Consider the following 23,482-nt stretch of genomic DNA (forward strand, 5'->3'; position numbering starts at 1 on the left):
TCAGCCCCCCTGGACCGCGGTGAGGACCTCGACGCGGTCGCCGTCGCCGAGCAGCGTCCCGGCCCACTGGCTGCGCGGGACGACGGTCTCGTTGACGGCGGCGGCGACACCGGACGGCGCGGTGGTGAGGGTGGCGACCAGGGCGTCGAGCGTGGTCGGGGCGGCGAGCTCGCGGGCCTCGCCGTTCACGGAGACGTTCATGACACTCCAACCGGAGAGACGGAAGAGACGGAAGAGGCGGAAGAGGCTGCGGAAGGGGTGGCGGAGGCGGAGGGAGAGGAGGCGGTGCCGGAGAGGAAACGGGCGGGGGCGAACGGACGCGCCTGCTCCGGCAGCTCCCCGCTCTCCAGCACCTCGGCCATCACGTCCCCCGTGACGGGCGTCAGCAGCACCCCGTTGCGGTAGTGCCCGGTCGCCAGGTGCAGCCCCGGCAGCGCGCTCGGGCCCAGCAGCGGCGCGTTGTCGGGCGATCCCGGGCGCAGCCCCGCGCGGGTCTCGGTGAGCGGCAGCTCGGTGATGCCCGGCACCAGCTCGTGCGCGTCGCGCAGCAGTTCGTAGACCCCGCCCGCCGTGACCGTGGTGTCCCAGCCGAGCTCCTCGCTCGTGGCGCCGACGACCAGCTCGCCGTTCTCGCGCGGCACCAGGTACACGTGGCTGCCGCGCACCACCGCCCGTACCGTCCGGGAGAGGAACGGCGCGTACGCGCGCGGCACCGTCAGCCGCAGCACCTGCCCCTTGACGGGCCGTACCGGCGGCAGAACGTCGTCCGGTACGCCGCCGAGCCGGCCGCTGAGACTGCCCGCGGCCAGCACCACCTGATCGGCGGCGAGCTCCGTGCCGTCCTGCAGGGCCGCCCCGGCCGCCCGGCCCCCGACCACCAGCAGCCGCTCCGCCCAGGCGCGGTGGAACACCACCCCGGCCCGCTCGCACGCGGCCAGCAGGGCCGCCGCGAGCCGCCGCGGATCGACCTGGTGGTCGCCGTCCACCCGCAGCCCGCCGCGCACACCGGGCGCCAGCATGGGCTCCAGGCGGCGGCACTCACGGCCGTTCAGCCACTCGGACTGAAGGCCGCAGCGGCTCTGCAGCGCGTGCAGCTCGCGCAGGTGAGCGCGGTCGTCGGCGTCCAGCGCGACGGCCAGCGTGCCGCACGCGCGGTAGCCGACGTCGAGGCCGCCCGCCGCCTCCCGGAGCTCGGTGACGAAGTCCGGGTAGCGGCGCGCCGACGCCAGGTTGAGGCCGAGGAGCGTCTCCTCGCCGTAGTGGAGCTCGGTGACCGCGGCGAGCATGCCCGCCGCGACCTGGGCGGCCCCGCCGCCCGGTTCCGGGTCGACGACGGCCGTGCGCAGCCCCCGCTGCGCCGCCCGCCAGGCCGTGACCAGGCCGATGATGCCGCCCCCGATGACGAGGACATCCGAGCCTGTACGTGTCGATCCCGTACGTGTCGATCCACGTGGATGCATGGGCGTCCAGCCCCTCCCTTCGCCGGCATGACCCGGATCAGGTTCGTACGGTCGGAGGCCGGCCAGCCTCCCTCTCAGCCCGGTGCGTCCGGGCTCCCGCGAGTGCTCTACGGTGGCCAGCCTAACCCGACCCCCCAACGGCCAGTAAGGGCGCCTTCACTCTGGCCCGACGACCCGTCACCTACGTAAGGTGATCGCGTGAGCGAGCGGATGCATACAGAGCGGCCGGCGGCCGAGCGGCGCGTCGTCATCGTCGGGGCGGGGATAGCGGGTGTGCAGACCGCCGTGGCCCTGCGCGACCAGGGCTTCGCGGGGCAGGTGCTGCTCATCGGCGCCGAGCCCCACCAGCCGTACGACCGGCCGCCGCTCTCCAAGGCGGTGCTGCTCGGCACGGCGGAGGGCTCGGCCTTCGAGGTCGACTTCGAGGCCCTCTCCATCGACCTGCGCCTCGGCCTGGCCGTGACCGGCGTACGCCCCCTCGCCCACGAGATCGACACGGAGGAGGGACCCCTTCCGTACGACGTGCTGGTCATCGCGACCGGCGCCGTGCCGCTGTCGCTGCCCGGCTCCGAGGGCGTCCCCGGCGTCCACCTGCTGCGCACCCTCGACGACGCCGAGCGGCTGCGCCCGGTCCTCGCCGAGCAGCACGACATCGTGGTCGTCGGCGCCGGCTGGATCGGCGCCGAGTTCACCACGGCCGCCCGCGAGGCGGGCTGCGCCGTGACGGTCGTCGAGGCCGCCGAGCGGCCGCTGGCGGGCGCCCTGCCGGCCGAGGTCGCCGCTCCGATGGCCGACTGGTACGAGGAGGGCGGCGCGAAACTCCTGACCAACGCGCGCGTGGGTCACGTCGAACCGGGCGAGGTGGCCCTGGAGGACGGCCGGCTCCTGCCCGCCGGGGCGGTGGTCGTCGGCATCGGTGCCCGGCCCGCCACCGACTGGCTGGCCGGTTCCGGCATCGACCTCGCCAAGGACGGCGCCGTCCTCGCGGACGACCACCTGCGCACCTCCGTGCCCGACGTGTACGCCGTCGGCGACTGCGCCTCCTTCCCCTCCGCCCGCTACGGCGAGCGGCTGCTGGTCCACCACTGGGACAACGCCCTCCAGGGGCCGCGCACGGTCGCGGCCGGCATCGTGGGCGAGGCGCCGCACCCGTACGACCCGGTGCCGTACTTCTGGTCCGAGCAGTTCGGCCGCTTCGTGCAGTACGCGGGCCATCACGGGGCCGCCGACGCGATGGTGTGGCGCGGCGACCCGGCCGGTGCCGCCTGGTCCGTCGCGTGGCTGCGGGAGAACGTCCTGGTCGCCCTGCTGGCGGTCGGCCGCCCCCGGGACCTGGCGCAGGGCCGCAAGCTGATCGAGGCGGGCACGCCCCTCGACGCGGAGCGCGTCGCGGACCCGTCGGTCCCCCTGAAGGCCGCGGCCGCGGCGTAGGCGGCACCGGGTCCGACGCGCCCTTGGCCCAGCCCGGGTACCGAGTGTCAGTCCGGGATGGCACGCTTGTCCCGTGACCGAGATTGACGCAAAAATCGATGCTCTCGTCCCCGCCTGGCTCCACCTGCCCGACATCGCGGAAATGCTGGGTGTCGAGGTGACGCGCGTGCGGCAGCTGGTCAAGGAGGGCCAGCTGATCGCCGTGCGCCGTGGTGAGAACCGGACGCTGCAGGTCCCTGCCGTCTTCATCAAGGACGGCAAGGTCCTCAAGGGCCTCTCTGGGACCCTGACGCTGCTGCGGGACGACGGCTTCACCGACGAAGAGATGCTGGAGTGGCTCTTCACCCCCGACCCGTCCCTGCCGGGCACCCCCGCGCAGGCGCTCAGCGAGAATCGCGGCACGGAGGTGAAGCGCCGCGCCCAGGCGCTCGCCGTCTGACGTACTGACACCCGAACACCGACACCAGGCGGTGTACGGGCCGGCCGGCCACGCTCGCGCACCCGTGCCGGTCCGTGCACCGCCGCACCAACGGGGGGAACCTCTCATGGCCACCGCACGCGCGCTCCTGTCCGACGCCCGGCTCTACCTGTGCACGGATGCCCGCAAGCGGCAGGGGGACCTCCCCGAGTTCCTCGACGCCGTGCTCGCCTCCGGCGTGGACATCGTCCAGCTGCGCGACAAGGGCATGGAGGCCGGTGAGGAGCTGGAGCACCTGGAGGTGTTCGCGGACGCCTGCCGCCGCCACGGCAAGCTGCTCGCGGTGAACGACCGGGCCGATGTGGCGCACGCCATCGGCTCCGACGTGCTGCACCTGGGCCAGGGCGACCTGCCGGTCCCGGCCGCGCGCGCGATCCTCGGCGACCAGGTGCTGGTGGGCCGCTCCACGCACGGCGAGGCGGAGGTCGACGCGGCGGTCGCCGAGCCCGGCGTCGACTACTTCTGCACCGGCCCCTGCTGGCCCACGCCCACCAAGCCCGGGCGGTACGCGCCGGGGCTGGACCTCGTCCGGTACGCCGCGTCGCTGGAGCAGCGGCGGCCCTGGTTCGCGATCGGCGGCATCGACGCGGACAACCTGGACCAGGTCCTGGACGCCGGCGCGCGCAGGATCGTCGTCGTACGGGCGATCACCGAGGCCGACGACCCGGCGGCCGCCGCGGCGTCCCTGGCCAAGCGGGTGCGCGAGCTCACTGTCTGAGACGGCCGTCTCAGATGGCTGTCGGAAGGGCGGGCTGAGCGGCCCGTGAGGGCGATATGAGCCCCGTTTTGTCCGATGGGTGGACAACAATCCGGCAAATCGGACGAATTCCCCTGCTCTGGTTGGGTGACGGACCCACCGTCGTTAACCTGCCCGTATGGCCCTTGGCACACCCTCCACCAGGACAGATCGCGCCCGCACCGTGCGCGATCTGCTCGCGACCGGCAAGACGACGTACTCCTTCGAGTTCTGGGCGCCCAAGACCGAGAAGGGCGAGCGGAACCTCTGGAACGCGCTGCGCCGGGTCGAGGCGGTGGCGCCGAGCTTCGTCTCCGTGACCTACGGGGCCGGTGGCTCCACTCGTGCCGGGACCGTCAAGGCCACCGAGCAGATCGCCGCCGACACCACCCTCACGCCCGTCGCGCACCTCACCGCGGTCAACCACACCATCGCCGAGCTGCGCAACATGATCGGCCAGTACGCCGACGCCGACATCCGCAACATCCTCGCCGTCCGGGGCGACCCGCCCGGCGACCCGATGGCCGAGTGGGTCCCGCACCCGCAGGGCGTGATGTACGCCGCCGACCTCGTCCGGCTGATCAAGGAGTCCGGCGACTTCTGCGTGGGCGTCGCCGCCTTCCCGGAGATGCACCCCCGCTCCTCCGACTGGGACACGGACATCCGCCACTTCGTGGACAAGTGCCGGGCCGGTGCGGACTACGCGATCACCCAGATGTTCTTCGACCCGGAGGACTACCTGCGGCTCCGCGACCGGGTCGCGGCGAAGGGCTGCGAGACGCCGATCATCCCGGAGATCATGCCGGTGACGAACGTCAAGCAGATCGAGCGATTCGCCCGGCTGAGCAATGCGCACTTCCCGCCCGCCCTGAAAGAGCGCATCCTCGCCGTCAAGGACGATCCGGCCGCTGTACGCTCCATTGGCATCGAGTTCGCAACGGAGTTCGCCGCTCGTCTGCTGTCCGAGGGCGTACCCGGGCTGCACTTCATCACGCTGAACAACTCCACCGCGACGCTCGAGATCTACGAAAATCTCGGACTGCACACGCAGTCCTGACCGGCCGTACCCGCCACGTCCCGGGGCGGCGGCCGTACGAGAGGGGCGGGCATGGGCTGGACGGTCCTCTACATCGCGTTCGGAATCGTCGCGCTGTGGCTGCTCGGTGAAGTGCTCCTGCAGTACAAGGCCCGGCTGCGGTGGCGCCTGCTCGCCTTCGCCGGCTTCCTGGGCGTGGTGCTGGGGGTGCTGCTGCCCTCCGTCTCGGTGATCATCGTGGGCGCGCTCGCGTTCGCCGTCGGCCAGACGTACGTCACGCTCTCCTTCCGGCGCGGCTTCTCCACCGGCTGGGCGCTCGGCGGCCGCCCCGGCGCGAGCCGCCGTCGACGCGGCGGGGGGAGCGCCGCCGGGCCCACGCTGGAGGTCACGGACGTGGCGTACGACACGCCCGAGCCGGCGCCCGAGGCCGGGCCCGCCGAGACCACGGCCGTCTACGAGCCGCAGCCGCTCCCGGACGAGACCGGGCAGTACGGCGTCTACACCGGCCCCACCGGCTACGGCACCGACCAGGCCGACGGGCCGGGCGGCGCCGCCGACCGGACCACCGCGTACGACACCGGCTTCGGGAGCCCCGCCCCGGCTGGCTACGACCAGCAGGACGCGTACACGTACACCGCCTCGTACGACTACGGCACCGGCCAGCAGCAGTACGCCACCTACTCCGACCCGTACATCGGCCCCAGCGCCGCCGGGCCCGTGCCCGGCGCCCAGCCGTATGGCGCGTACGACGGCTATGGCGGCCAGCAGCCCTACGCCGACCCCTACGCCGGGCAGTACGGCGGCGACACGCCCCCCGGCGGTGTGTGGGTGCCGCAGCAGCGCGACGCGGAGGGGCAGTACCCCCCGCCGCCGCCCGGGCAGCCGTCCCCGTACGGCTACGACCCGAACGACCCGCAGTACCGCTACTGAGGCCCCGGGGCACTGCCCCGGGGCGCCGTCACCCGGTCCGGCTACTGCGAGCCGCGGAAGGCGGCGCCCTCCACGATCAGCCCCGCCACCAGGGCGCCGGACATCCCGGCGTGCGCCAGCCCGCCGCCCGGGTGCGCCCAGCCGCCGGCGAAGTGGAGCCCCGGCAGGGGCGCCGGGTTCGCCGCCGGGAGCAGCGCGCCGCCCGCGCCCGCCAGCGCCGGGCCCGGCACCCGGTACGTGCCCGTCTCCCGGAAGGTGTCCGCCGGGGTGCGCACCTCCCGCCACAGCAGCCGCTCCCGCAACCCTGGTACGGCGGCCTCCGCGGCCTGGAGCATCCGGTCGGCGAAGGCGCTCACCGCCGTGTCCGCTCCGCCTTCGCCCCACAGGTTCTCCGAGGACCAGGCGCCGCCCGCGGCGACGGTCGCGGTGACCGTGATCGCCTCATGGCCCTCGTCCGGACGCAGCCGCGCGTCGTCGGGCCGCAGCACCGTCACCGTTGGCCGGTCGCAGAGCCGGCCGTGCGCGAGGCCGTTCAGCTCGTCGCCGCGGTCGGTGGAGTGCACCACCGTCCGGTGCACCGCGTCGGCGGGCCGCGCGCCGCGCAGGGCGAGGCAGAGGGTCACCCGTCCGGTGCGCATCGCCTCCTGGTGACACGGCCACTCGTCCTGGCTCTCCCACTCCAGCACCTGGTCCCGGTAGAGCGCGGGCACGGGCGCGCCCGCCACCACCTGGTCCGCGTCCACCCGGGTCCCGTAGGCCAGTTCCAGGCCCGCGGCACGGCCGCCCTCCGCCACCACCCCCGTGACCTCGGCGCCGAAGACGAAGTCGACCCCGCGGGCCCGGCAGCGCTCGTACACGGCGTCGGCCAGCGCCCGGATGCCGCCCGTCACGTACCAGCTGCCGAAGGTCTGCTCCATGTACGGCAGGACGGCGGCGGAGGCGGGCGCGGTGGCCGGATCGAAGCCGTACGCGAGGGCGTAGCTCTCCAGCAGCGCCGCCAGCCGGGGGTCGCGCAGCTCCCGGGCGCCCACCTCGGCGAGCGTCGTCGCCGCCCGGCGCAGCAGCCCGGTCTTCAGCGCCGGGTACGGGTCGCGGCGGAACGGCGACACGTCGGCCGGCAGCGGCTCCTCCAGCAGCGGGCGCCGCGAGCGGTCCCAGGCGTCCCGCGCCCGCGTGAGGAAGTCGCCCCACCGCTCGCCCGCCCCCGCGCCGAGCGCCGCGTCCAGCGCCGAGACGACACCCGCGCGCGACGCGTTCGGCAGGGAGACCGCCGTGCCGTCGGCGAAGACGTGCCGGGCGGCCGGGTCCACCTGGGTCATCTCGACGCACCGCTCCAGCGGCTCCTTGCCCGTCTTGACGAACAGGTCCCGGTAGACCGCGGGCAGGTGCAGCAGGCCGGGGCCGGTGTCGAAGGCGAAGCCGTCGCGCTCGAACCGGCCCACCGCGCCGCCGTACGTCGCCGTCCGCTCGTACACCGTCACCCGGTGGCCCGCGACGGCCAGCCGGGCCGCCGCCGCCATGGCGCCCATCCCGGCGCCGATCACCGCAATCCGTGCCATGTCAGGGACCATATCCGGCCCCTCTGACAGCGCCGCGCCTGGGCATGAACGCGGAGGTCTGAGTACCCGTACCTAGGCGGCGAGATGAGTAGGGACGCGGATGGGGCCCGACCCGCCGGGACGGAAGAGTGGAGACCACGGAAGGGGCGCGGGTCCCGCACCGCCGACACGGGGCGGCGGAACGGCACCCGCGCACCTGCCGGAACGGGGAACCGGGGGAACGCACGGGGGACACGGGGGACACAGGGGCGGGGGGAAGAACGGGGGACACGGGGGAAACGCCGGTTCGGACGGGCTCGGGGGGATCGAGCCCATCCGGACCGGCTTCCGCGTCACCTGCTCCTGCTCTCGGACTGCTACCCGCGTCCGCTCACGCGCCCGTGCAGCAGCCGGGACAGCGCCGCGTGGACGTCGTCGATGGAGCGCTCGCTCTGGAACGCCCGCCAGTCCAGCGCCGCCACCAGCACCATCCCGACCAGCGCGGCCGCCGTCAGCGAGACGTCGATCTCCTCGCTCAGCTCGCCGGCCGCCACGGCCTCCCGCAGGACCCCCTCGACGACGGCCACCGCCTCCTGGCGCACCACCAGGAGGGTGGACTGCCAGGCCCGGTTGGTGCGCCACAGTTCGGCCACGTACAGCTGGGTGAAGGACGGGTAACGGTCGATGAAGACCAGACCCGCGCGGATCATCGCGTCCAGCGCCTCCACCCGCGTCCCGCCACGCGCCGCCGTCTCGTCGGCGGCGGCCCGCAGCGAGGCCGTGAGCAGGCCGACGCCATGCCGCAGCAGCTCCTCGAAGAGCTCCGTCTTGCTCTTGAAGTTGTAGTAGACGGTGCCCTTGGCCACCCCGGCCCGCTCCGCGATCTCGTCCACCGTCGTCGCCGAGAAGCCCTGCTCGGCGATGAGGGTCACGGCGGCCTCGTACAGCTTGGTGCGCGTGGCCTGCCGTCTGCTGCTCTGGGTGTCCATGGCGTCGATTCTCACAGGACCGGTCACAGCGTCAGCTCCGGGTGGAGGCGGTCGAGGCTCCACACCTGCCTGCGGCGGGCGGAGACGGCCGTCAGCGCCAGGGCGCCCAGGGTGAAGGCCGCCAGGACCGCGCAGGCCTGCCAGACCGGGCCCAGGCCGCCGCCCGTGATGAGGCGGCGCAGCGCCTCGACGACGTAGCTCATCGGCAGGAAGGGGTGGATCGCGTTGAAGAAGCCCGGGCTGGTCTGTACGGGGTACGTGCCCCCCGCAGACGTCAGCTGGAGCATCAGCAGCGCCAGCACCAGGATCCGGCCGGCCGCGCCGAAGCGGGCGTTGAGCCACTGGATGATCGCCGCGAAGCAGCAGGTGACGAGGGCCAGGAAGGCCACCGTCAGCGCGGCGTTGGCCATCTTCAGGCCCAGGCCCCAATGCAGGACGGACATCAAAGCGGCCACCTGGAGGAGGCCGATGGTGGCGACCGGGAGCCAGCCGGCCAGTGCGATCCGCCAGGCGGAGGCGCCGGCGGCGAGGGCGCGCCGGTTGAGCGGCTGGATCAGCATGTACGCCACCATGGCGCCCACCCAGAGGGAGAGCGGGATGAAGTACGGGGCGAAGCCGGTGCCGTAGTTGTCCGCCTTGTGCAGCGACTGGGCGGCGAGCTTGACCGGGTCGGCCATCACCTCGGTGCGGCGGTCCCGGGCCTCCTTGTCGTAGTCCGGGATCTTGTCGACGCCGTCGTTGAGGCCGGCGGCGAGCTCGGTGGAGCCGTCGGCGAGCTTGAACAGGCCGCCGCTGAGCTCCCCGGCGCCCTTCTTGAGCTTGCCGACGCCCGTGTCGAGATCGGTGGAGCCCGTCTTGGCGCTCGTCACGCCGGAGTGCACCTTGTCGGCGCCCTCGGCGACCGCGTGGGCGCCCTTGTTGAGCTCGTTGATCTTCTTGACGGCGTCCGCGAGGTCGCTGTCCAGGTTCGGCGCCCGCTTGGCCAGGGCGTCGGCCTTCTTCTGCAGGTCGACCAGCTGCGCGTCCAGCTTCTTCAGGTCGCCGTTGCTGTCCTTCGACAGCTCGTGGAGGTCGTCGGCGATCTTCGCCACATCGGCGGCGGAGACCTTGGCGCGCTCCATGGCCGGGCACAGCTGCGGGTCGGGCAGCGTCGCGTCCTCGCAACGCTCCTTGTGGATGGCGGCCAGCTCGTCGGCCGCCTTGTGGGCGCCCTCACGGGCGGTGGGGCCGGTCTTCACGATGAGGTCGAGGTTGTGGCGCATGGCCTGTGACACGTCCGAGACCAATCGGGCGGAGTCACCGATCTTCTTGCCGTTGTCCTTCAGGTACGGGCGGACGTCGGCCGCCACGCCGTTGACCTTGTCGGCCAGCTGCTGGGTGCCGTCCGCCACCTCCCGGGCGCCGTTCTCCACCCGGCCCGCGCCCTTGTCGAGCTCCTTCAGGCCGCCGGCCAGCTTGCCGCTGCCCTCCTTGGCGTCCGTCAGGCCCTTGGACAGGTCCTCGGAACCCTTCTTGGCCTTGCCGACGCCATCCTTCACCTGGTCGGCGCCCTCGGCGGCCTTCTCGGTCGCGTCGTGGATGTCCGAGAAGGAGATGAAGATCTTGTCCAGGAAGGAGCGGGACGACTTCGTCGAGGCGGCGGTGCGCACCTCGGAGAACACCGTCCGCGAGATCTGCCCGACGATGTAGTTGTTGGCGTCGTTCGTACGCACCCGAAGGGCACCCGTCTCCGGCGAGTCGCCGGAGCTGGAGGCGATCCGCTCGCTGAAGTCGTGCGGCATGGTCAGCGACAGGTAGTACGTGCCGTCCTCCACGCCCTCCCGAGCCTCGGCGTCGCTCACCTCGTGCCAGTCGAAGACCTTGCTGTCACGCAGGTTCTTGGTGATCTCGTCGCCGGCGTTGAGCTTCTTGCCGTCGGCGGTGGCGCCCTTGTCCTCGTTGACGAGCGCCACGGGGATCTTGTCGAGCCTGCCGTACGGGTCCCAGAAGGACCACAGGTACAGCGCGCCGTACAGGAGCGGCAGCAGCAGGATCGCGACGAGTGCGGCGCGCGGCAGCTTGCCCCTGCCGAACCGCTTCAGCTCAAGCGCGGCCAGTTTCGGCGAGCGCATCGGCCGCCCCCTCCTCGGACTCGGTGGTGCGGATCGTGATCGTGTTCCCGGGGGCCTCGCTGCACACGGCGAGCACGGTGGTGCCGCCGGCGGCTATGGACCGCAGCATCGACCAGGCCTGGACGCGGTCGGCGTCGGAGAGCTTGAGGTCGGTGTCGTCGACGGCCAGCAGGCGCGGTTCGCCGATGAGGGCGAGGGCGACGGACAGGCGCAGGGCCTCCAGCCGCTCCAGATCGCGGACGGAGGTGCGCTCGCCCTTGGGCAGCGTGGCCGTGTCCAGCCCGGCCGCCTGGAGCGCCGCTTCGATGCGGGCGCGGGAGGCGGCGGCGCGCTCGGCCCGCGGGCGCAGCAGGGTGCGCAGCAGGGCCCGCGGCGAGGCGTCGAAGTGGCGCTGGAGCAGCGCGCGCTCGCGCAGGTGCTCGGCGACGGTGAACGCCGGGTCGAGGTCGCTGACCCCGGGCACGTGCCCCAGCGCGCTGACGCGGCGCACGGCGGCCATCTTGCGGGGCAGCGGCAGGCCGCCGACCTCGGCGTGGCCCTCGGTGGGGCGCATGCGGCCCGTGAGGGCCAGCAGCAGGCAGGTGCGACCGGAGCCGGACGGCCCCTCGATGGTGACGAGCGCCCCGGGCTCCGCCTTCACGGACACCCCCCGGAAGACCCACCCCCGGGGCCCCTTCATCCCCAGGCCCTCGGCGAGGAGGCCCGCGCCGCGCGCGGCCTCCGCCTCGGCCTTTTCGGCCGTGGCGGCTGCGTGGGTCGTAGGGGCCGCCTGAGCCTTCTGAGCCGCCGGGGCCGCCGGGGCGGTTTCGGCGGGCTTCCCGGCCTCGTCCGCCGGAGCGCTCTCCGTGGCCTTTTTGGACTTGTTGGCCTCGGTGGCTTCGGCGGCCCCGGCGCCTTCGGCGGTCCCGGCGGCCTTTTCCACGGTGTCCCGGTCGTCGTCGTGGTCGTCGTCGTTGCCCACGCGGCCTCCCCCAGAGATTTTGAACTGACCAGTCAGTGCAAAAGCTACTGCGAACGTGCGCGCGAGGCAAAATCCCAGGTCAGCGCGATTGTCAGTGGTGGCCTGCACGATGGACACATACGGCCACAGCGCCGTCACGCGACGACAGGAGGTTCGTCATGCCCGGCAGCTCGAACGCGGCAGCGCGCGACGTCCACCCCGTGCTGCGGCGCTCCTCCGCACCGCCCGCCGCCCTCGACCTGCTCGCCAAGGCCCGCGCCGGACTCGACGAGGCGGGCTCCCTCGACAGCCCCAACGAGCGGTACGCCACGGCCCACCTCGCCGCCCTGCGCACCGCCGCCGCGGTCCTCGCCGCGCGCGGGCGCCCCGAAGCGACCCCGCGCAAGCGGCAGCAGATCCGCAGCGCCTGGGACGTGCTGCCCGAGATCGCCCCCGAGCTGGACGAGTGGAGCGCCCTGTTCGCCGCCGGAGCGGCCCGCAGGGCGCGCGCCGAAGCGGGGATACCGGGCGCGGCCGGCGCCCGGGACGCCGACGATCTGATCCGCGACGTCGCCGTGTTCATACGCCTGGTGGAGCGGCTGCTGGCGCTCCAGCCCGCCCTGCCCCGTCCGCGAGCGGGAAGGCCGGGGGAGGAGGACGCCCAGGGGTGACCGAAGATCGCACGTGAGGCCATAGGGTGGGATGCGTTCGCAACCCTCCCGAGGAGTCAACTGCCGTGTCGGACCCGCAGCGCCCCCGCGCCTCCCTTCGTACCGCCGTGGTGTGGGACGTTCTCGAGGACGCCCTTGACCGCAGGGTCAAGGCGGCCGGGAAAGACAGCCTGGACGTCCTCGACACCGGTGGCGGCAGCGGCAACTTCGCCGTGCCCGTGGCCCGCCTCGGCCACCGCGTCACCGTCGTCGACCCCAGCCCCAACGCCCTGTTCGCCCTGGAGCGCCGCGCCGCCGAGGCGGGGGTCGCCGACCGGGTCAACGGTGTCCAGGGCGACATCCACGGCCTGTTCGACGTCGTCGAGCGCGGCGGCTACGACGCGGTGCTGTGCCACGGCGTCCTGGAGTACGTCGACGATCCGGCGGAGGGCGTGCGCCACGCGGTCGAGGCCCTGCGCCCCGGCGGTGCGCTGAGCCTGCTCGCCGCCGGCCTGGGCGGCGCCGTCCTGGCCCGGGCGCTCGCCGGCCACTTCACGGAGGCCCGCCACGCGCTGACCGACCCGGCCGGCCGCTGGGGCGAGGGCGACCCGGTGCCCCGCCGCTTCACCGTCGACCAGCTCACCGAGGCCGTCGAGGCCGCCGGTGTGGAGGTCGGCGCGGTCCACGGCGTGCGCGTCTTCGCCGATCTGGTCCCCGGCGTGCTCGTGGACACCGAGCCCGGCGCCCTGGATGCGCTGCTCCGGCTGGAAGCCGCCGCCGCCGAACTGCCCGCCTTCCAGTCGGTCGCCACCCAGCTGCACGTCCTGGGTGAAAAGCGCGGCTGACGCGGGCAGCGGGCTGATCAGCGGAGCAGCGGCGGACGGAGTACGTCACAGGCCCCCCGATCGCCGCCGGATCCCCGTATGATCGAGGGACACCATCCGGCATGACGGTTCGGAGGACGGGGAATCAACGCCTCACCAGCCGAACCGGCATGGCGGCCCGATCGGTGATTTGGCATTGAGGGCGGGTTTCACGGGGGCGATTCCCTGCCTATCCTGAAAGGGCCGCATACCGGTCGCCCCCCGCGACCGACGACGAGGAGGACTCCGTGCCGCTCTCGGAGCACGAGCAGCGAATGCTCGAGCAGATGGAGCGAGCGCTGTACGCCGAAGATCCCAAGTTCGCGACAGCGCTCGAGGGAAGCGGGCTGCGTACGTACACCCGGCGACGGGTCTACCAGGCGGTCGCCGGCTTCTTGGTGGGTATCGCGCTCCTCATGGCCGGAATGGTCGCCCAGCAAATCTGGATCAGCGTGGTGGGTTTTCTCGTCATGCTCGGCTGTGCGGTCCTGGCGGTCACCGGTTGGCGCAAGGCGCCCAAGCCCGGCGAGCAGCAGCAGTCACCAGGAGGCGCGGCCCCGGGCCGGCAGCCCCGGCAGCGCCGCTCGATGATGGACCGGATCGAAGAGCGGTGGCAGCGCCGCCGCGACGAGCAGGGCCACTGAGCGCGCCGCAGACATCACTCGTCCGACTCCACGCGCTTCTTCCACGGGTGAGGGGTGACCGCTTCCCAGCGGTCACCCCTCACCCGTATCCGTATCCGTATCCGTATCCGTGCCGTATCGGCCCCGGCTCAGCCGCGCTGCCGGGACGGCCGGCGCAGCAGGGCCGACCACCGGTCGGCCACCCGGCGGCGGCTCGCCGCCCACCGGTCCATGACCGTCGCCCAGCGCTCCGAGACCGCCCACAGCACCCGGACGGCCGAGCGCGGCAGCAGCGTCGCGCGCAGACGGGCCGCCGGGCCGAGCGCGGCCCGCAGTCCGGTCCGTACCCGGGCGGCGTCCTCGGCGAGCCCGCTCGCGGGGCGCGGCCACGGGGCGTAGAGCACCTGCTCCACCGCGCTCGCCATCCGGTGCACCGCCTCGGCCGGTCCGCCCTCCAGCCCGCCCAGGCGCACGATGCGCTCGGCCGTGCTGCGGGGCGTGCGCGACTCGTCCGGGACGATGCCGTGGTCCCAGGCCGTGTCGACGACCTCCCGCCAGGCCGCCAGCGTCCGGGCCCCCGCGTCCTCAGCGCTACGGCCGCCGCGTCCGCCCGACGACAGCCGGCGTGCCCGGACCCGTGTCCGCCACAGCATCGGCAGCAGCGGTATCAGCGCGACCGCCACCACACCGAGCGCGGCCAGCAGCACCGTCCCGACCGGCGTACCCGGATCGGCGGGCGGCAGTTCGCCCGGCGCCGCGGCCTCGCCGCACTCGCTCAGACGCTGCATCTGCGGCGTGCAGCTCGGGTCCGAGGAGGGCGTCGGCGACGGCGCGGCGGAGGCGCTCGCCTCGGGCCGCGCCGGGGTGGGCGTCGCGCCCGACGGCGCCTGCGGCCGGGTGTACTCGGGCGCCGTGCCCCGCGTCGGCGTCGGCTCGAACCGGAGCCAGCCCACGCCGTCGAAGTACAGCTCCGGCCAGGCGTGCGCGTCGCGTATGCCGACGGACATCACACCGTCGCCCTGCTGCGTCCCCGGGGTGAAGCCGACCGCCACCCGCGCCGGTATCCCCAGCGTCCGGGCCATCGCCGCCATCGAGAAGGAGAAGTGGACGCAGAAGCCCTCCTTGTCCCTCAGGAACCGGGAGACCGCGGCGACGCCCGTGCCCGAGTCCACCTCGGTGTCGTAGGTGAACCCGCCTTCCACGGCGAACCAGTCCTGCAGCTTCACGGCCCGCTCGTAGTCGCTGCCCGCGCCCATGGTCACCTCCCGCGCGGTCGTCCGCACGTCCTCGGGCAGGGACTCCGGCACGCTCGTGTACTCGCGCACCACCGACTCCGGCGGCGCCGGCGCGTTCGCCAGCCGGCTCGGCGTCGGTTTCAGGACCAGACTCGTCACGGAGTACTGCGTGCCCCGGGTGGTCTGCCCGTCGTCCCCGACGAGCATCCGCCCCTCCGGCTCGTACCTCCAGCGGCCCTCGATGTCGACGGCCGTCGCCGGGTAGGGCAACGGCAGCCACTTCTGCTCGTAGGACTCGGCAGCCGTGATGTTGGTGGTCACCGACGACGTCTCGACGTCATAGCCGAGCCCCTGCGGCCGGGGCAGCTGCTCCGGTACGTCCCCGACCCTGCGCTCCGACGACTTCCAGGAGGTGCCGTCGAACCGGTCGAGCGTCACCATCCGCAGGTACATGTCCGAGGAGTCCGGGGCGTTGGTGCGGTAGCGCAGCACCTCCCGGTCCTCCGGCTGGTTCAGGTCGTTCTGCAGCGACACCAGCGGGTTGACCGCGGAGATCGTGCCCCCGCCGCCCCCGCTCCCGCCGGTGCCCGCCTCGGCCAGCAGCCCGCCGCTGAGCGAGGGCAGCGCGGCCGGCACCACCAGCGCGATGCCGAGGGCCACCACGCCGATGCGCCGCCCCGTACGCACCGGAGCGGTACCGCCGCCCGACGCCGGGAACCCGGTCCCGGCGCGCCCCGCCGGCTTCGTCGGCGCGCCGCCGAAGACCCGGCCCCACTGGGAGATCCGGTCCCGGCCCTCCGCCAGCAGGAGCAGCAGATAGCCGGAGGCGGCCAGCAGGAACCACGGCCAGGTGGAACCGCCGTCGGACAGGCCGGCGGCGACCGAGTACAGCGCGAGCAGCGGCAGCCCCGCGGGAGCGGCGCTGCGGAACGTCACCGCCAGCGCGTCCACCGCCAGCCCGATCAGCAGCACCCCGCCGATCAGCATCAGCCGGATGCCGTCGGTCGCGGGCGCGGGCGTCGCGTACTGCCCGACGTCCTCGGCGCCGGCCTGCAGCAGCGCGGCGAGCCGCTGGACCGCCTCCGGTCCCGGCAGCACACCGGCCACCGCCTGCTCGCGGGCGAAGACCACCGTCAGCGTCAGCACGGCCAGCACGGCCTGGGCCGCCAGGGTCAGCGCCCTGGCCGGCGTGAACCGCCGCACCAGCGCGCCCGCCCCGCTCAGGACCGCCAGCAGCAGCGCCGCCTGCACGAACCAGCCGACCTGGATCACCAGCGGCAGCAGCGCACCCGACGCCATCAGCGTGGCGGCGTACGCGCACAGCGCCAGCCTCGCGCGACCGCTCATGACCAACCCCCTGAAGACCCTGTCGTGCCGCCGCCCGGCGCGCCCGACTCCATCCGCGTATGCCCGGCGAGCCGCCACAGGCCGGCCAGCGACGCACCCGGCGCCACGGCCAGCGCGGTCCACCCCGCCTCGGACAGACGGCGCACGCTGTCCTCGGCGGTCCCCGGCACCTCGCCGCCGGACAGCCAGGCGCCGCTGTCGAGGACGAAGGCGACCGCCGCGCCGCTGCGCTGCCGCATCCGGGCGGCCACCGCCGCCTGCTCCTCGTCGAGGTCGCCGACGAAGGCGACCAGCAGCCCCTCGCTCCCGAGGCGCAGCACGTCGTACGCGCGCGACAGGCCCAGGCCGTCGGAGTGGTCCACGATCGCGAGCGTGTCCATCAGCAGCCCGGCGGCGTCCGCCGAGTCCTGCGTGGCACCCACGAAGCCGTCCGAGCCCTCACCGGGCAGCGGGCTGCCGGTGTCCGTCAGCAACCGCACCTCGAAGCCCCGCTCCAGCATGTGCACCAGCACGGAGGCCGCGCCCGCGACCGCCCACTCGAAGGCCGAGTCCGGCCCGCCGCCCTGGTACGCCACCGCGCGGGTGTCCAGCAGCACCGTGCACCTGGCCCGGTGCGGCTGCTCCTCGCGCCGCACCATCAGCTCGCCGTAGCGGGCGGTGGAGCGCCAGTGCACCCGCCGCAGGTCGTCGCCGTAGCGGTACTCGCGCGGGATGACGTCGTCGTCGCCGGCCACCGCCAGCGCGCGCTGCCGCCCGTCGCCGTACCCCGGCGCGTCACCCGCCAGCCGCACCGGCGGCAGCGGTTCCGTGCGCGGTACGACCGTGAGCGTGTCGTAGGCGCTGAACGAACGGGTCAGCTCGCACATGCCGAACGGGTCGTTCAGCCGCAGCTGCAACGGCCCCAGCGGATAGCGGCCGCGCAGGTCGGAGCGGACCCGGTACGACACCTCGCGGCGGCCGCCCGCCTCGACCCGGTCCAGTACGAACCGGGGCCGCGGCCCCAGCACGTACGGCACGTGGTCCTGGAGCATCAGCAGCCCGGTCGGCAGCCGCGAGACGTTGTCCATGCGCAGGTGCACCCGCGCCTCCGCCCCGGCGGGCACCCGCTGGGGGCTGAGCCGCCGTCCGGCCACCACCCGGTAGCGGGTGCGGTAGAGCACGACCACGCACACCAGCGGCAGCACGGCCAGCAGCAGCCCGACCCGCAGCAGGTCGCCCTGGCCCAGCACGTAGGCGCAGATCACCGCCGCGACACCGGCCGCGAGGAACGACCGGCCGCGCGTGGTCAGCCCGGCGAGGGCGGCCCGTGCCCCGCCGCCTCTGCTCTCCCCGCCCCTGCTGTCGCCGCCCGTGCCCGCGCCGTCGGCGGCGGGCCCGGAGGCCGCCATCAAAGCCGCCGTACGCCGGGCTGCTGCCGGCCGTAGAGCGGAGCCGGACCGGCACCCGGCATCGGAGCCGGGGCGGCCGGCTGCTGGGCGGCCGTCGGCACCGGGATGCGCTGGAGTATCTCCAGCACCACCTGCTCGGAGGTGCGCCGGTTCAGCTGCGCCTGCGCGGTCGGCAGCAGCCGGTGCGCCAGGACCGCGACGGCCAGCGCCTGGACGTCGTCCGGCAGAGCGTAGTCCCGGCCCTGGAGCGCGGCCGAGGCCTTGGCGGCACGCAGCAGGTGCAGCGTGGCGCGCGGCGAGGCGCCGAGCCGGAGCTCCGGGTGGCTGCGGGTCGCGGAGACCAGCTCCACGGCGTACCGCCGGACGGCCTCGGCGACGTGGACCGACCGGACCGCGTCGACGAGCTTCACGATGTCGTGCGCGTGCGCCACCGGCTGGAGGTCGTCGAGCGGCGACACGGCGCCGTGGGCGTCGAGCATCGCCAGCTCGGCCTCGGGGCTGGGGTAGCCCATCGAGACGCGGGCCATGAAGCGGTCGCGCTGCGCCTCGGGCAGCGGATAGGTGCCCTCCATCTCCACCGGGTTCTGCGTGGCCACCACCATGAAGGGGCTGGGCAGTTCGTACGTCTGTCCGTCGATGGTGACCTGGCGCTCCTCCATCGACTCCAGCAGCGCGGACTGGGTCTTCGGCGAGGCGCGGTTGATCTCGTCGCCGATCACGATCTGCGCGAAGATCGCTCCCGGCTTGAACTCGAAGTCGCGGCGCTGCTGGTCGTATATCGAGACACCGGTGATGTCCGAGGGCAGCAGGTCGGGCGTGAACTGGATACGCCGGACCGAACAGTCGATGGACCGCGCCAGCGCCTTGGCCAGCATGGTCTTGCCGACGCCGGGCACGTCCTCGATGAGGAGGTGTCCCTCGGCGAGCAGCACGGTCAGCGAAAGCCGTACGACCTCAGGCTTGCCCTCGATCACAGCCTCGACCGACCTGCGGACACGCTCCGCTGTGGCGGTCAGATCTGTGAGGCTCGCTCGATCGTCATAACGATCGTCATAGGTCGTCACCCGGCCCTCCTCGGCCCGTTCCATGGGCCGTGCGCGGCTGACGGCCCGGCCCACCCTTGAAACACGGACACCGTCTCCGAACCATTCAGCGAAGGTGTCACCCCCGCATTGTTGTTGGCGTTGCCCGTGGCTGTCACTCGGCCACCGTCGGCCTGTGGATAACCACGGTCGATATGTCGGAGGCTGCGGTGCTTTCGGGTAGTGCCGGGCCGCGAAAATTCGCAGAAATTCGCGGAGCTCCCCGAAGGCGCGGAGAGGCGCCGGAGGGCCCGGTCAGGAAGCGGCGTCAGCGGCGTCGGCGGTGTCAGCGGTGTCGGTGGTGACGGCGGCGTCGATCTCGCGCAGCAGACCCGTGTGCACGTCGAACACGAAGCCGCGCACGTCGTCGGTGTGCAGCAGGAACGGCGACGTGCGCACCCGCTGCATCGACTGCCGCACGTCCTGGTCGACGTCGCGGAACGACTCGACGGCCCACGTCGGCCGCTGCCCGACCTCGGTCTCCAGCTCCTGCCGGAACTCCTCGGTCAGGATCTCCAGGCCACAGCCCGTGTGGTGCACCAGCATCACGCTGCGGGTGCCGAGCGCGCGCTGGCTGATGGTGAGCGAGCGGATCACGTCGTCGGTGACCACGCCGCCGGCGTTGCGGATGGTGTGGCAGTCGCCCAGCTCCAGGCCGAGCGCGGCGTGCAGGTCGAGGCGGGCGTCCATGCAGGCGACCACGGCGACCTGGAGCACGGGCCGCGCGTCCATCCCGGGGTCCTTGAAGTCGGCGGCGTAGCGCTCGTTCGCCTCGACGAGACGGTCGGTGACCGTGCCGGCGGTGCGTACATCGCGGGTCGAGGAATGCGCAGAAGTCGGCATGTCACCGACGTTAACCGTCACAGCGGACGGGCAGCGGTGGTGAGAGGGGACTAAGAGCGTCAACGCATCTTGTTGTGAGCTACCCCACAGGGGTGAGGGGATTGGCCCCGTACGGGTGAGCTGCCCGGGAATGGCCCCCTTGCGCGGACGGGCCGTGCGACGCGCTGCCCGGTTGATTGACCGGGCGGGGGAGTGGACTAAAGTGACGCGAAGTTCACGGAGACATTGAGCGAATCCCAGAGAATTCCGCAGTTTCTCCCCCGCGTGTGCGGCGGTACGTACGGCTCGGCCTCCTCCCGCTCACCGGGTCGGCCGACGCCCGACCCGGCGCCGGCCCGGCAGCGCGTACGGCCGCGCCGGATCTGAGAGGGCGCATGAGCGAGCGCAGCGAGAGCCGACACGTCCCGGTGATGCTCCGGCGGTGCCTGGACATGCTGGCCCCCGCCCTGGGGAAGCCGGGCGCCGTGGTCGTCGACTGCACCCTCGGCCTCGGCGGCCACAGCGAGGCACTGCTGACCCGCTTCCCCGAGGCACGGCTGATCGCCCTGGACCGGGACACCGAGGCGCTGCGGCTCTCCGGCGAGCGGCTCGCGACGTTCGGCGACCGCGCCACCCTCGTACACGCCGTCTACGACGAGCTGCCCGAGGTCCTCGAACGCCTCTCGGTCCCGCGCGTCCAGGGCGTCCTGTTCGACCTCGGCGTCTCCTCCATGCAGCTCGACGAGGCGGACCGCGGCTTCGCGTACGCCCAGGACGCCCCGCTCGACATGCGCATGGACCAGACGACCGGCATCAGCGCCGCCGAGGTCCTCAACACCTACCCGCCCGGCGAACTGGTCCGCATCCTGCGCCAGTACGGCGAGGAGAAGCAGGCCAAGCGGATCGTGGCGGCGATCGTGCGGGAGCGGGAGAAGGAACCGTTCACCCACAGCGCCCGGCTGGTGGAGCTGATCCGCAACGCCCTGCCGCAGGCCGCCAAGCGCACCGGCGGCAACCCCGCCAAGCGCACCTTCCAGGCCCTGCGCATCGAGGTCAACGGCGAACTGTCGGTCCTGGAACGGGCCGTCCCCGCCGCCGTGAAGGCCCTCGCGGTCGGCGGCCGGATCGCCGTCCTGTCGTACCACTCGCTGGAGGACCGGCTGGTCAAGCAGGTCTTCGCGGCGGGCGCCGCCACCACCGCACCGCCCGGCCTGCCCGTCGTACCCGAGCAGTACCAGCCGCGCCTGAAGCTGCTGACCCGCGGCGCGGAGCTGCCCACCGAGGAGGAGGTCGCCGAGAACCGCCGCGCGGCCCCCGCCCGGTTCAGGGCGGCGGAACGGATCAGGGAGGACGTTTTGTGAGCGACGCGTGCGAGGCCGCCGGGCCGCGGACGACGACGAAAGCCGCACCTCTGTGCCGAGCAGGCGGAGAAGCGAGGGAGAGGAACACGTGACCAAGGCGGGACCTCTGAAGGGGCGGGCCGCGCGGCTCGCGCGGCTCATGCCGTCCGGGCCCAGTACCGCCGCCCGTACCCCTTTCGTCCTGCTGGTCGTGCTGCTCCTCGGCGGCGGGCTGATCACCCTGCTGCTGCTCAACTCCTCCCTCAACGAGGGCTCCTTCAAGCTCAGCGAACTCAAGAAGAGGACCACCGAACTCACCGACGAGGAACAGGAACTCCAGCGGGACGTGGACGACCGTTCCGCCCCCGACGCCCTGGAGCGGCGGGCCCGCGAGCTCGGCATGGTGCCCGGCGGCAGCCCCGTCTTCCTCGACCCCGACGGCACCGTCCGCGGCGTGCCCAGCCCGGCCGGAGCCCCGCCCGCGCAGCCGCCCGCGTACCCGAACACCCCCGGCAGGTGACGAGTGCCCCCGACGCAGCCCCCGCCCCCGCGCCGGCGTGTGCCGGCCCCCGCGCGCCCCGCCCAGGGCCGCCCGCGCCCGTCGAGGGGGCCCGCCCGGCCGCAGTCCCGGCCCCAGCCGCGTACGGTCCGGCTCGCCAGCCACCGGCCCCGGCTGCGGCTGGTCAGCCTCGGCCTGACGCTGGTGATGCTGACGTTCGTCGTACGGCTCCTCCAGGTCCAGGCCGTCAACGCCGACGCGTACGCCGCCAAGGCGGGGAAGAACCGCTACCTCAGCCACAAGCTCACCGCCGAGCGCGGTGAGATCACCGACCGCGCCGGCATCGCGCTGGCCGCCAGCGTCGACGCGTACGACATCACCGCCGACCCCAAGATGTTCACGCCCGAGGAGAGCAAGGCCCCCGACGCGCCCGAGCAGGCCGCCGCCCTCCTCGCGCCCATCCTCGGCAAGGACCCCGCCGAGCTGGTCAAGAAGCTCAAGGCGCCCAAGTCCCGCTACGCGCTGCTGGCCCGCCGCCAGACGCCGCAGGTGTGGAAGCAGATCAAGGACCTGAAGAACGTCTTCGCCGAGAAGGCCCGCGCCGAGAAGGCCAAGGGCGGCCCCGGCGTCAGCGTCCTCGCGGGCGTCTTCAACGAACCCAGCAGCACACGCGTGTACCCCAACGGCGACCTCGCCGCCGGGATACTGGGCTACGTCAGGTCCGACGGCCGCGGCGGCGGAGGACTGGAGTCCATGCTCGAGGAGGAGCTGGCCGGCAAGGACGGCGAGATCACCTACGCCCAGTCCGGCGGCCGCCGGGTGCCCACCGCCGGCGCACGCGAGACCCCGGCCGTCCCCGGCTCCGACATCGAGCTGACCATCGACCGGGACATCCAGTGGGCCGCCCAGCAGGCCATCACCGAGCAGGTCGAGGCCTCCCGCGCGGACCGCGGCTACGTCATCGTGCAGGACGTCCGCACCGGCGAGGTCCTGGCCATGGCCAACGCCCCCGGCTTCGACCCCAACGACCTCTCCCAGGCCGACTCCGCCGCCATGGGCAACGCGGCCCTGCAGGACGCGTACGAGCCCGGGTCCACCAGCAAGGTGATGTCGATGGCCGCCGTCCTGGAGGAGGGCGCGGCGACGCCCTCGACCCACGTCGTCGTGCCCAACCGGCTGCACCGCGGCGACCGGCTCTTCAAGGACGACATCGACCACCCCACCTGGTACCTGACGCTCAACGGCGTCCTCGCCAAGTCCAGCAACATCGGCACCATCCTGGCCACCGGCCAGCTCGGCGACACCCAGGCCGAGGCGAACCGCGTCCTCCACTCGTACCTGCGCAAGTTCGGCATCGGCCGCCCCACCGGGCTCGGCTACCCCGGCGAGACGTCCGGCATCCTCGCCAAGCCGGAGGACTGGTCGACCTCGCAGCAGTACACGATCCCCTTCGGGCAGGGCCTGTCGGTCAACGCCATGCAGGCGGCGTCCGTCTACTCGACCATCGCCAACGGCGGCGTACGCGTGGCACCGACCCTGGTGCGCGGCACCAAGGGCCCCGACGGCCGGTTCACCCCGGCGCCCGCCCCCGAGGAGACCCGGGTCGTCAGCGAGAAGACCGCCAGGACGCTCGCCGCGATGCTGGAGTCGGTCGTCGGCGACGAGGAGGGCACCGGCACCAAGGCCGCGATCCCCGGCTACCGCGTCGCCGGGAAGACCGGCACCGCCAACCGCGTCGACCCCCAACTCGGCCGGTACAAGGGCTACACCGCCTCCTTCGCCGGCTTCGCGCCCGCCGACAAACCACGCGTCACGGTCTACTGCGCCATCCAGAACCCCACCAGGGGCAGCTACTTCGGCGGCCAGATCTGCGGCCCCATCTACAAGAAGGTCATGGAATTCGCCCTCAAGACCCTGCAAGTCCCCCCGACCGGCGAAGCGCCCCCCCGGCTGCCGGTCACCTTCAAACCCGGCGAGTGAGCCG

21 protein-coding genes and 1 riboswitch are annotated in these 23,482 nt (G+C 73.4%); of the genes, 11 read left to right on the forward strand and 10 right to left on the reverse strand.

Features of this window, described 5'->3' with window-relative positions:
• Together thiS and thiO are read right to left on the reverse strand one after the other, a co-directional pair.
• Window positions 1–201, reverse strand: a complete 201-nt coding sequence (gene thiS, locus AC07FJ_RS03215) for a sulfur carrier protein ThiS (protein WP_355366970.1) — start codon at window positions 199–201, stop codon at window positions 1–3.
• Window positions 198–1,460 carry a glycine oxidase ThiO gene (gene thiO, locus AC07FJ_RS03220; protein ID WP_479044677.1) on the reverse strand — a complete coding sequence of 421 codons (1,263 nt, stop codon included), beginning with the start codon at window positions 1,458–1,460 and terminating at the stop codon, window positions 198–200. The genes thiS and thiO overlap by 4 nt, the downstream gene beginning before the upstream one ends.
• A riboswitch (TPP riboswitch) is annotated at window positions 1,458–1,570 on the reverse strand. It overlaps the preceding gene by 3 nt.
• Before the next feature lie 100 nt (window positions 1,571–1,670).
• On the opposite strand from thiO, the gene AC07FJ_RS03225 reads away from it, so the two are divergent.
• From AC07FJ_RS03225 to AC07FJ_RS03245, 5 genes are all read left to right on the forward strand, one after another.
• The gene (locus tag AC07FJ_RS03225; protein WP_479045277.1) at window positions 1,671–2,891 is read left to right on the forward strand and encodes an NAD(P)/FAD-dependent oxidoreductase; all 1,221 of its coding nucleotides are present in this window, start codon (window positions 1,671–1,673) and stop codon (window positions 2,889–2,891) included.
• A 73-nt stretch (window positions 2,892–2,964) separates the two neighbouring features.
• Entirely contained in the window at window positions 2,965–3,330 is a 366-nt protein-coding gene (locus tag AC07FJ_RS03230) for an Rv2175c family DNA-binding protein (RefSeq protein ID WP_361414510.1), read from the forward strand.
• Between the two features lie 106 nt (window positions 3,331–3,436).
• Entirely contained in the window at window positions 3,437–4,087 is a 651-nt protein-coding gene (thiE, locus tag AC07FJ_RS03235; RefSeq protein ID WP_479044679.1) for a thiamine phosphate synthase, read from the forward strand.
• A 157-nt stretch (window positions 4,088–4,244) separates the two neighbouring features.
• A complete protein-coding gene (metF, locus tag AC07FJ_RS03240) occupies window positions 4,245–5,162 on the forward strand; it encodes a methylenetetrahydrofolate reductase [NAD(P)H] (protein WP_479044681.1) in 918 nt (305 codons plus the stop codon).
• Between the two features lie 51 nt (window positions 5,163–5,213).
• Window positions 5,214–6,071, forward strand: coding sequence for a hypothetical protein (locus tag AC07FJ_RS03245; RefSeq protein WP_479044683.1), 858 nt, complete (start codon window positions 5,214–5,216; stop codon window positions 6,069–6,071).
• Window positions 6,072–6,112: 41 nt separating this feature from the next.
• Here AC07FJ_RS03245 and AC07FJ_RS03250 read toward each other — a convergent pair whose 3' ends face one another.
• From AC07FJ_RS03250 to AC07FJ_RS03265, 4 genes are all read right to left on the reverse strand, one after another.
• Window positions 6,113–7,630 (reverse strand): phytoene desaturase family protein, encoded by a 1,518-nt coding sequence (locus AC07FJ_RS03250; protein ID WP_479044686.1) that lies wholly within the window; start codon window positions 7,628–7,630, stop codon window positions 6,113–6,115.
• Between the two features lie 356 nt (window positions 7,631–7,986).
• Entirely contained in the window at window positions 7,987–8,598 is a 612-nt protein-coding gene (locus AC07FJ_RS03255; protein WP_355366947.1) for a TetR/AcrR family transcriptional regulator, read from the reverse strand.
• 23 nt (window positions 8,599–8,621) lie between these two features.
• Window positions 8,622–10,709 (reverse strand): YhgE/Pip family protein, encoded by a 2,088-nt coding sequence (locus tag AC07FJ_RS03260; RefSeq protein ID WP_479044688.1) that lies wholly within the window; start codon window positions 10,707–10,709, stop codon window positions 8,622–8,624.
• On the reverse strand, window positions 10,681–11,670 hold the full coding sequence (locus tag AC07FJ_RS03265; RefSeq protein WP_479044690.1) for an ATP-binding cassette domain-containing protein: 990 nt from the start codon (window positions 11,668–11,670) through the stop codon (window positions 10,681–10,683). The genes AC07FJ_RS03260 and AC07FJ_RS03265 overlap by 29 nt, the downstream gene beginning before the upstream one ends.
• Window positions 11,671–11,828: 158 nt before the next feature.
• Between AC07FJ_RS03265 and AC07FJ_RS03270 the strand changes: the two genes are divergently transcribed.
• The 3 genes from AC07FJ_RS03270 (at window position 11,829) to AC07FJ_RS03280 (ending at window position 13,806) form a co-directional block, all read left to right on the forward strand.
• Window positions 11,829–12,320: an SAV_6107 family HEPN domain-containing protein gene (locus AC07FJ_RS03270; RefSeq protein WP_479044692.1), complete on the forward strand. Its 492-nt coding sequence runs from the start codon at window positions 11,829–11,831 to the stop codon at window positions 12,318–12,320.
• 65 nt (window positions 12,321–12,385) lie between these two features.
• Window positions 12,386–13,144, forward strand: a complete 759-nt coding sequence (locus AC07FJ_RS03275; protein WP_479044694.1) for a methyltransferase — start codon at window positions 12,386–12,388, stop codon at window positions 13,142–13,144.
• A 266-nt stretch (window positions 13,145–13,410) separates the two neighbouring features.
• On the forward strand, window positions 13,411–13,806 hold the full coding sequence (locus AC07FJ_RS03280; protein WP_361414528.1) for a DUF3040 domain-containing protein: 396 nt from the start codon (window positions 13,411–13,413) through the stop codon (window positions 13,804–13,806).
• Window positions 13,807–13,934: 128 nt separating this feature from the next.
• Here AC07FJ_RS03280 and AC07FJ_RS03285 read toward each other — a convergent pair whose 3' ends face one another.
• From AC07FJ_RS03285 to AC07FJ_RS03300, 4 genes are all read right to left on the reverse strand, one after another.
• On the reverse strand, window positions 13,935–16,367 hold the full coding sequence (locus AC07FJ_RS03285; RefSeq protein WP_479044696.1) for a transglutaminase TgpA family protein: 2,433 nt from the start codon (window positions 16,365–16,367) through the stop codon (window positions 13,935–13,937).
• Window positions 16,364–17,755, reverse strand: coding sequence for a DUF58 domain-containing protein (locus tag AC07FJ_RS03290; protein WP_479044699.1), 1,392 nt, complete (start codon window positions 17,753–17,755; stop codon window positions 16,364–16,366). Before AC07FJ_RS03290 ends, AC07FJ_RS03285 begins: the two co-directional genes overlap by 4 nt.
• Window positions 17,755–18,843 (reverse strand): AAA family ATPase, encoded by a 1,089-nt coding sequence (locus AC07FJ_RS03295; protein WP_479044701.1) that lies wholly within the window; start codon window positions 18,841–18,843, stop codon window positions 17,755–17,757. The genes AC07FJ_RS03290 and AC07FJ_RS03295 overlap by 1 nt, the downstream gene beginning before the upstream one ends.
• A 249-nt stretch (window positions 18,844–19,092) precedes the next feature.
• A complete protein-coding gene (locus AC07FJ_RS03300; RefSeq protein WP_479044704.1) occupies window positions 19,093–19,743 on the reverse strand; it encodes a beta-class carbonic anhydrase in 651 nt (216 codons plus the stop codon).
• Between the two features lie 311 nt (window positions 19,744–20,054).
• On the opposite strand from AC07FJ_RS03300, the gene rsmH reads away from it, so the two are divergent.
• The 3 genes from rsmH to AC07FJ_RS03315 all read left to right on the forward strand — a co-directional run bounded on the left by rsmH (window position 20,055) and on the right by AC07FJ_RS03315 (window position 23,478).
• Window positions 20,055–21,020, forward strand: a complete 966-nt coding sequence (gene rsmH, locus AC07FJ_RS03305; protein ID WP_479044707.1) for a 16S rRNA (cytosine(1402)-N(4))-methyltransferase RsmH — start codon at window positions 20,055–20,057, stop codon at window positions 21,018–21,020.
• Between the two features lie 88 nt (window positions 21,021–21,108).
• Complete coding sequence (gene ftsL / locus AC07FJ_RS03310; protein WP_468292574.1) at window positions 21,109–21,519, forward strand: cell division protein FtsL; 411 nt, start codon at window positions 21,109–21,111, stop codon at window positions 21,517–21,519.
• 3 nt (window positions 21,520–21,522) lie between these two features.
• Window positions 21,523–23,478, forward strand: a complete 1,956-nt coding sequence (locus tag AC07FJ_RS03315; RefSeq protein WP_479044711.1) for a peptidoglycan D,D-transpeptidase FtsI family protein — start codon at window positions 21,523–21,525, stop codon at window positions 23,476–23,478.
• Window positions 23,479–23,482: the final 4 nt, after the last annotated feature.

The organism is Streptomyces sp. NPDC045998 (genome assembly GCF_056430285.1).

Excerpts from the sequence above, each read along its gene's own strand:
- thiS (WP_355366970.1), bottom strand. The coding sequence starts at position 201 with ATGAACGTCTCCGTGAACGGCGAGGCCCGCGAGCTCGCCGCCCCGACC.
- thiO (WP_479044677.1), bottom strand. The coding sequence starts at position 1,460 with ATGCATCCACGTGGATCGACACGTACGGGATCGACACGTACAGGCTCG.
- AC07FJ_RS03225 (WP_479045277.1), top strand. The coding sequence starts at position 1,671 with ATGCATACAGAGCGGCCGGCGGCCGAGCGGCGCGTCGTCATCGTCGGG.
- thiE (WP_479044679.1), top strand. The coding sequence starts at position 3,437 with ATGGCCACCGCACGCGCGCTCCTGTCCGACGCCCGGCTCTACCTGTGC.
- metF (WP_479044681.1), top strand. The coding sequence starts at position 4,245 with ATGGCCCTTGGCACACCCTCCACCAGGACAGATCGCGCCCGCACCGTG.
- AC07FJ_RS03245 (WP_479044683.1), top strand. The coding sequence starts at position 5,214 with ATGGGCTGGACGGTCCTCTACATCGCGTTCGGAATCGTCGCGCTGTGG.
- AC07FJ_RS03250 (WP_479044686.1), bottom strand. The coding sequence starts at position 7,630 with ATGGCACGGATTGCGGTGATCGGCGCCGGGATGGGCGCCATGGCGGCG.
- AC07FJ_RS03255 (WP_355366947.1), bottom strand. The coding sequence starts at position 8,598 with ATGGACACCCAGAGCAGCAGACGGCAGGCCACGCGCACCAAGCTGTAC.
- AC07FJ_RS03260 (WP_479044688.1), bottom strand. The coding sequence starts at position 10,709 with ATGCGCTCGCCGAAACTGGCCGCGCTTGAGCTGAAGCGGTTCGGCAGG.
- AC07FJ_RS03270 (WP_479044692.1), top strand. The coding sequence starts at position 11,829 with ATGCCCGGCAGCTCGAACGCGGCAGCGCGCGACGTCCACCCCGTGCTG.
- AC07FJ_RS03285 (WP_479044696.1), bottom strand. The coding sequence starts at position 16,367 with ATGAGCGGTCGCGCGAGGCTGGCGCTGTGCGCGTACGCCGCCACGCTG.
- AC07FJ_RS03290 (WP_479044699.1), bottom strand. The coding sequence starts at position 17,755 with ATGGCGGCCTCCGGGCCCGCCGCCGACGGCGCGGGCACGGGCGGCGAC.
- AC07FJ_RS03295 (WP_479044701.1), bottom strand. The coding sequence starts at position 18,843 with ATGGAACGGGCCGAGGAGGGCCGGGTGACGACCTATGACGATCGTTAT.
- rsmH (WP_479044707.1), top strand. The coding sequence starts at position 20,055 with ATGAGCGAGCGCAGCGAGAGCCGACACGTCCCGGTGATGCTCCGGCGG.